The sequence below is a fragment of the Zoogloea sp. genome (assembly GCF_044344315.1).
In the GTDB taxonomy this organism is placed as follows: Bacteria; Pseudomonadota; Gammaproteobacteria; order Burkholderiales; family Rhodocyclaceae; genus Zoogloea.
In genome coordinates, this window is sequence record NZ_JBIJDC010000171.1 from 1 (window position 1) to 5,305 (window position 5,305).

Annotated in this window: 7 protein-coding genes; 1 reads left to right on the forward strand and 6 read right to left on the reverse strand. The window is 64.1% G+C overall.

All coding sequences use genetic code 11. From position 1 onward, the window contains the following. Positions 1–131 precede the first annotated feature (131 nt). Both ACIQ09_RS21540 and ACIQ09_RS21545 read right to left on the reverse strand, forming a co-directional pair. Positions 132–773 (reverse strand): TetR/AcrR family transcriptional regulator, encoded by a 642-nt coding sequence (locus ACIQ09_RS21540; RefSeq protein ID WP_398314364.1) that lies wholly within the window; start codon positions 771–773, stop codon positions 132–134. Position 774: 1 nt separating this feature from the next. Then, a complete protein-coding gene (locus ACIQ09_RS21545; protein WP_398314366.1) occupies positions 775–1,575 on the reverse strand; it encodes an SDR family NAD(P)-dependent oxidoreductase in 801 nt (266 codons plus the stop codon). A gap of 125 nt (positions 1,576–1,700) precedes the next feature. Here ACIQ09_RS21545 and ACIQ09_RS21550 point away from each other — a divergent pair, with 125 nt between their 5' ends. Beyond that, on the forward strand, positions 1,701–2,447 hold the full coding sequence (locus ACIQ09_RS21550) for a DUF2889 domain-containing protein (RefSeq protein WP_398314368.1): 747 nt from the start codon (positions 1,701–1,703) through the stop codon (positions 2,445–2,447). A gap of 68 nt (positions 2,448–2,515) precedes the next feature. Here ACIQ09_RS21550 and ACIQ09_RS21555 read toward each other — a convergent pair whose 3' ends face one another. From ACIQ09_RS21555 to ACIQ09_RS21570, 4 genes are all read right to left on the reverse strand, one after another. Continuing rightward, complete coding sequence (locus ACIQ09_RS21555) at positions 2,516–2,848, reverse strand: c-type cytochrome (protein WP_169148253.1); 333 nt, start codon at positions 2,846–2,848, stop codon at positions 2,516–2,518. A gap of 107 nt (positions 2,849–2,955) precedes the next feature. Then, positions 2,956–4,191, reverse strand: a complete 1,236-nt coding sequence (locus tag ACIQ09_RS21560) for an NAD(P)/FAD-dependent oxidoreductase (protein ID WP_169148254.1) — start codon at positions 4,189–4,191, stop codon at positions 2,956–2,958. A 39-nt stretch (positions 4,192–4,230) separates the two neighbouring features. Then, positions 4,231–4,551, reverse strand: coding sequence for a 2Fe-2S iron-sulfur cluster-binding protein (locus ACIQ09_RS21565; protein ID WP_169148255.1), 321 nt, complete (start codon positions 4,549–4,551; stop codon positions 4,231–4,233). 31 nt (positions 4,552–4,582) lie between these two features. Next, positions 4,583–5,305 (reverse strand): MFS transporter (locus ACIQ09_RS21570; RefSeq protein WP_398314371.1); only part of this gene is annotated, 723 nt, incomplete at its 5' end.

Genomic DNA, 5,305 nt, shown 5'->3' on the forward strand with positions numbered 1-5,305 from the left:
CCCACGGAAAAACCACCCTCCGTCAGAAAGCCTGCGTCTTTGTCTCCTGCCGCCGGGCACTCATGCGTTGCCTCGATTCGTCAGAAACATCATGCACAAAATAAACACAAAAGGCAAATGTGTTTATAAACCTAAATGAGATCTTTGCTCGTGAGGCCGAGCCGCTGGGACACCAAGCCAAGAAACAGGCTCTCGATACGGGACGAGCGCTCGCGCTGGGTCGGCCCACGCGGGGCCAGCTGCTCGCTGAGCACGTAGCGGATCATCATTTCGCACACCAGCTCCCGGTCGATGCGAATGCCCAGGCGGGCATCCCAGGCATCGAAAACGATCGCCAGCACGTCCTGCAAGCGCAGCACCGAGTCATGGAAGATGCGCTGGAAAAATCCAAGGGCATACTCCGGGGCGACCTTGAGGAGACGCCTGGCTTGCCCACTTTCCAGGTAGGCCTCGAGATACGCCACCACCGCCCGGAAGCGCTTGTCGGGATCGTCCGTTACCTGGGCAGCCAGGATCAGCGCCGAATGGAAGTTGTCCCGCTTGTGGCGAGAAAAAGCGTCGAGCAGATCGCCCTGGGACGAGAAGTAACGATAGAAGGTGCCGCGCGACACCTCCGCTTTCTCGCACACTTCGAGAATCGAGACGCGGTCGGAACCGGAGCGCAGGATGATGTCCTCCGTTGTCGCCAGGATCGTCGCTATCGTTTCCTCCGAACGCCGGTTACGGCGTCCTGCCCCATCCCCCGTGCCCTTACGGCCGGTGATTGCCCCCATTTCAGTACTCGCGCACCGGTACGTCGCGGGGGCGCGAGTTATAGCCCGGCAGGTGCAGACCGCCATCAACGTGTATCGCCTCACCCGTCATGTAGCAGGACAGCTCGCTGGCCAGGAAGAGCACCGCGGGGGCGATATCGGCCTCGGGATCACCGCTGCGGCCCAGCGGGCGCAGGGCCGCCGAGGCCTCGGCAAAGCCCGGATTCTCGGCGGCGAGCTTGTGAAAGGTGGCGCCCATTGCCGTCGGGGCAATCGCATTGACGGTGATGTTGAAGCGCCCCCATTCGGCAGCGGCGCTGCGCGTCAGGCCGAGGATGCCGGCCTTGGCGGTGTTGTAGTCGGCATGCAGCCAGGCACCGGTATCCACATCGATGGAGTAGAAATTGACGACCTTGCCGCCGCCCCGCAGCTTCATGTGCGGAAGCGCCGCCTGCATCGCCCACCAGGATGCCCATACCGTGGACTTCAGCGTCCGCTCGAGCATCTCGTCGGTCTTGTCTTCCATGCGCACGTTGGGCGACGGTACAAAGGCGTTGTTCACCAGAATGTCGAGGCCGCCAAAGTGGCTGGCTGCCGCATTCACGGCGGCAACAACGCTTTCCTTCGAGGTCACATCAGTGCGCACGAACAGTGCCCTGCCGCCCAGTTCCTCCAGTTCGCGGACAACCTGCTCGCCGCTGGCCACATCGATCTCGGCGACAACCACGGCAGCGCCTTCGCGGGCAAAACGCCGCGCCACGCCCTTGCCAATGCCGCCACCAGCGCCGGTAATCAGGGCAATCCTGCCTTCAAGTAGTCCCATGTCTCCTCCTTATTTTTATAAACACAAACTCTGTTAATGTTCACATATTGGCAAGACAATGGATCGCTGTCTATAGCCGGCAAAAGATTCTCCCCATCCCATACAGAGAGAAGAGCGCACCCGACATGCAGGCCTTCAGACGCAGGATAGAAATCCGCTCGCGGAGCACCACGACGGGAGGCGAAGTACGCGCCGCCCTGGAAGACGACTTCCACCATTTCCGCGTCACGGTGCACCATAAAGACGGCATCGTCAGCGCCGTAGACGGCGCCTCGCCACGCCATCCGTTTACCGCCTGTCCCGCCGCCGCCGGGCAACTGCAGGCGCTGCTGGGCATGGCCCTGACCACCGTTGCCAGCAGCGTGACCCGTCATGTGGACGCCAGCGAGCAATGCACCCACCTGCTCGACCTGGCGGGCCTGGCCATCGCCACTGCCGCGGTCGGGCTGGCCCGGCGCAGATACGAGATCGACGTCCCCCGCGAAAACGGGCACGTCACAGCCGCCCACCTGCTGCGCGACGATGCTTACCGGCTCGACTGGAAACTCGACGGCGGACGCATTGCCGGTCCGCCTCCCTTTGCGGGTGTCAGCCTGCACGAAGGCTTCGCCCGCATGGCGCTGAGCACCCTGCCACCCGATCAGGCCGAAGCGGCAATCGTCCTGCGGCGCTGTGCAGTGATCGGCGCCGGCCGCCTCAAGAACATCGACCTGGAACCCCACGCCAAGCCCGCCGGTCGCTGCTACGCGCAGCAGCCGGCACGGGCGCCCCTGGCGATCCGCATCGTTGGCTCGACGCTGGATTTTTCAACCAGGGCAAGCGCCCTGTGCGAGGGCGACGCGCGCTGGCTGGCCTTCGCCACCGAAACCTGAAGCTCAAAACAGCAAGGCCTCCACGACAGGAAGCGTCGTGGAGGCCTTGCCCCAAAGTCAGCCGGGCCTTACTGCGCCAGCACCCAGCGCACCAGAACCCGCGCTTCGTCTTCGCTGACGGCCACGCGGGCCCCCGGCGACGGCATCTTCTTGGTTCCCCAGTGGAAGCCGCCCGCATCCGGCGAACCCTTCACAACCGTCTTGACCAGCATATCCTCGGCCTGAGCCTTGCCCTTGTACTTTTTGGCCACGCTCTTGAAGGCCGGCCCGACCACTTCCTTGTCGAGGGCATGACAGCTCATGCATTCCCTGGCCTTGGCCAGGTCGGCCCCCTCGTCGGCACGGGCTGACCCCGAGGCCATTACCAGTCCGGCAAATACGCCGATCCACAGCTTTTTCATCGTCTCCGCTCCTATTTTGTTGTCCCGAAATACAGCGTGCCGGGCCAGGCCCGACACGCCCGCTCCGAAAGCCGGCAGGCTTCTGGATTCTTTGCACAGCGCCAGGATCAGTCCCGGTTGGCGGCTTCCCACACTTTCAGCTCAAAGCCGGGGGCCGCAGCCTCCGCCGGCGTCAGGCGGGGAGGACGAGCCAGGATCTTGCGTGCCGCCATGTGATCGCCGGGTCGGTTGCAGGACTCCACGGCCACCAGTTGGTCCTGACGAAAGCACAGCACGGACAACTGATTGCTCTCCGGAGCACCGAGCATCACGGTGCTGTCACAGCCATTCGACAAGCCGGCGATCTGCAGCTTGAGCGTCCCCTGATCCGTCCAGAACCACGGCAGCGCGGTATAGGGCGCCGGCTTGCCGACAAGACGGGCCGCAATCGCTCGGCCTTGGTCCACCGCGTTCTGCACCGACTCCAGGCGCAGGAGCTTCTGATCGTTGTGGATGCACGGAAAGGCCGCCACATCACCCAGCGAAGAAATGTGCGGATCGCTGGTTAGCAGCGTGCTGTCGACGGTGATCCCGTTGTCGATGTCGAGACCGGCCTCGAGGGCCAGCTGGAGGTTGGGAATCACGCCAATCCCATACACAACCAAGTCGGCCAGCAGGCGCTTGCCCTCAACGGTTTCCACGCCGCAGACCTTGCCGCCCTCGGTGAGGATGTGGCCGATACCCTGGCGGAAATCGAAATGCACGCCCCAGCCCTCGTGGGCGCAGCGGAACAGCTCCGACATTTCCCGCGACACGGCACGCGCCATCGGCCGGTCGCCCAGCTCCAGCACATGCACGGTCGCGCCATTGGCGGCGGCCACTGCGGCGAACTCCAGGCCGACAAAACCAGCCCCCACCACCACCACGTTGCGGGCCTCCTTGACCAGCGGCGCCAAGGCGTCGGCGTCGGCCTTGGTCTTGATGCCGAAGACACCCTGCGCTTCGGCACCCGGCACCGCCAGCGGCCGGTTATGAGCCCCCATGGCCAGCACCAGGTGGTCGTAATCCACGCTGCGCCCGGAGGCCAGGCGCACCTGGCGGTTGTTACGGTCCACCGCCACGGCCTGGTCGTGCACCAGCTCAATGTTCTGCTGGGTGTAGAAATCCTCCGGCCGGAACAGCAGCGCCGTGGCGCTGATCTTGCCGAGCAGGTAGGCCTTAGAAAGGGGCGGCCGCTGGTAGGGCAGGCCGGGTTCGTCGCCAATCAGGGTGATGTTGCCCTGATAGCCCTCCTGACGCAGGGAAGCGGCGACCTGGAAGCCACCCTGCCCCGCACCGACGATCACAACCGAGTTGAGCGCCATGGTGTCTGTCTCCGATATTTTTATGGATGCGCGGCTGGCTCAGTACTGGGAGGCCGGCAGGCGGATCAGCAAGCCGTCCATGCCTTCGGCAATCACCAGCTGACAGCTCAGACGACTGTTGGCGCGACGCTCGGTGACGTTGTCGAGCATGTCCACCTCGGTACCTTCTGCGGGCGGAAAGCGTTCCACCCAGGCCTCATCCACATAGGCGTGGCAGGTGGCGCAGCTGCAGGCACCACCACAGTCGCCCTGGATGCCGGGCAGCATGGCGAAGGTGGCAGCCTGCATGACGGACTGGCCGACTTCGCCGTGTACTTCGTGGGTTGTGCCGCTGTGTTCGATGAAAGTAAGGGTTGGCATGGTTTCGACTCCGATAAAAGTAGGCGGGTGCTCAAGAGCGGCCGGCAAGCGCAACCACCCCGCCAAACCCGGGGTCACGTCCCAGGGTAAGCAGAAGCGCCGGTCCGACGAGGGAACACACGAAGCAGTAGCTCAGCATCGCGGTGTAGGAAGCGGTGTAACTGAACAGCGCGGCAAACAGCAGCGGCGCCAGGGCCGAGGCCACGGTGTTGAGGCCCTGATGCACACCAAACAGGCGGCCGTATTCGCGCAGGCCGAAATAGCGAGCGATCAGGAAGGCGGCAATGTCGAACTCGGCCCCTGCCCCAAAACCAACCAGCACGGCCGCCAGGCCAAGCAGCGGCAGATCGTTGCTGCCATTCATGTAGATCAGGCAGCCCAGCGCCGGCAGAAACAGGCTCACTGCAGCAACGCCCGGTGGCCACATGCGATCGAGCAGATAGCCCACCACCACGCGGCCGAAGATCAGCGAAACGCCGAAGCCGCCAAAGATCAGGCTCGCGTCGGCGCCCGACAAGCCCCTGTCGCGCAGCATCGGAATGGTGTTGGTAACCATCCCGACGATGGCCGAGATCACCAGTGCCAGCGCCACGTTACAGATCCAGAAACGCCGCGACACCAGCCCTTCGCGCAGGGACATGCCCTCCAGCCACACATGCGGCGCCACCTTGCCGTCATCGGCGGCACGGGCCGGCGCATCGTCGATGGGCAAGCGGAACCAGATCAGCACCAGGGGCAGCAGCAGGCCAAGATT

Bases quoted from the DNA above. Each gene is read 5' to 3' on its own strand.
- ACIQ09_RS21540 (WP_398314364.1), bottom strand. From the start codon at position 773: ATGGGGGCAATCACCGGCCGTAAGGGCACGGGGGATGGGGCAGGACGC.
- ACIQ09_RS21545 (WP_398314366.1), bottom strand. From the start codon at position 1,575: ATGGGACTACTTGAAGGCAGGATTGCCCTGATTACCGGCGCTGGTGGC.
- ACIQ09_RS21550 (WP_398314368.1), top strand. From the start codon at position 1,701: ATGCAGGCCTTCAGACGCAGGATAGAAATCCGCTCGCGGAGCACCACG.
- ACIQ09_RS21555 (WP_169148253.1), bottom strand. From the start codon at position 2,848: ATGAAAAAGCTGTGGATCGGCGTATTTGCCGGACTGGTAATGGCCTCG.
- ACIQ09_RS21560 (WP_169148254.1), bottom strand. From the start codon at position 4,191: ATGGCGCTCAACTCGGTTGTGATCGTCGGTGCGGGGCAGGGTGGCTTC.
- ACIQ09_RS21565 (WP_169148255.1), bottom strand. From the start codon at position 4,551: ATGCCAACCCTTACTTTCATCGAACACAGCGGCACAACCCACGAAGTA.